This window comes from Nocardia flavorosea NBRC 108225 (genome assembly GCF_001613385.1).
Classification (GTDB): Bacteria; Actinomycetota; Actinomycetes; order Mycobacteriales; family Mycobacteriaceae; genus Nocardia; species Nocardia flavorosea.
This window is the reverse complement of sequence record NZ_BDCG01000036.1, coordinates 1-1,331: the sequence shown is the minus strand read 5'-3', so window position 1 is coordinate 1,331 and position 1,331 is coordinate 1. Positions and strand designations below refer to the sequence as shown.

Genomic DNA, 1,331 nt, shown 5'->3' with positions numbered 1-1,331 from the left:
AGCCCTGAAGATGTGGCGTTTCTGGCCGAATTCGGCGAGACCGAGCACGACATCGATGCGGTGATCGATGCCCCGGTCGAGCCGGGCCCGGGCACCGAGACCACGGCCGTGGTGCGCTTCAGCGAGCGCACCATCGTGCCGTGGAAGGTCAAGCTCTCGGCCTATGTGGACATCGAGACCGGGGCGGGCGTCACCGACGACGGGGACACCTTCACCATCAGCAAGCGCGGCCGGGTCGCCTCCCTGGCCGAGCTGCTGCGCGGCGTGCCGGCCGAGGTGAAATACCTGCACCTGGTCGGGTCGGAGCTGGGCACCGATGGCGAGCTGATGACGTGGGCGCACACCCGGTTGCCGAAGGGCTGGACCGGGGAGAACCACAGCGCCGATGAGAAGCGCGATCGGCTGAGTCTGCGGTATCGCCGCCCCGATGCCGCGGGCAAACGCGGTGCGCAACTGGTGATCTACCGGGCCGCCGGATGGATCGGCCGCGCCGAGGAGGCCACCGCGACCCCCGCCGAGATCCAGGCCGCGTTCGCGCTGCTGCTCGCCGGTCTGCGCGCCACCTTCGGCGAGGTCTGCACCGACCGCTACGGCGTGCCGCTCAAGGCGACCCCGGCCAGCACCGGCCTGGAGCTGATCCGGCGCACCCTGCCCCGGGAGCGCTCCGGAGCTGCGCACCGGTACCCGATCCTGGATCCCGAGCTTCAGCACCTCATCCGCTCGCACGCCGGGCAGGCCCGCGCCGAGAACTACGCGGCCACCGACCACGCCAGCGGCGGGGCCAATATCGCCAACCGGATTCCGGGACTGTTCATCTACGACATGCGCTTCGCCTACGCCGCGCTGCTGGACCTGGAGATGCCCACCGGGCCCGTGATCCGCGACCAGGTGCCGGAGTTCGCGCGCCGCGGGTCGGGGTGGGAACCGTGCCTGTATCGGGTGCGGGTCACCGTTCCGGCCGGATGGGATCGGGTGGGCCCGTTCCGCACCCGCAACGACGCCGGCGACTGGACCTATCCGAACACCCCGGGTGAGACCTTCGAATCCTGGGTGTGGGAGCGCGGGTTGTATGCGGCCGACCGTGACGGGTGGAAGATCGGCGAATCGGTCGAGATCCTGGAGCGGATCCGGTTCACCGGGCCGAAAACCAAGCCGTTGGCCGCGTTCGGCCGGGCGCTGCGCGAGCTGCGCGACGGCTGGATCCCGGCGCAGACCGAGACCGGCGAGCGGGTGCGGGAGCTGGCCCGGATCATGGCGCGACAGATCGCGATCGCCGCGGTCGGCAAGCTCAGCGGCACCCCGTATCAGCGGCTCAAGTCCTGCGCTTTCGA

Annotated in this window: 1 protein-coding gene; it reads left to right on the top strand. The window is 70.6% G+C overall.

What is annotated here, in order from left to right; genetic code table 11:
• Nucleotides 1–12: 12 nt before the first annotated feature.
• Nucleotides 13–1,331, top strand: a 1,319-nt coding sequence (locus tag NFL01S_RS33425; protein WP_157117300.1) for a hypothetical protein, incomplete at its 3' end; no start/stop codon positions are given.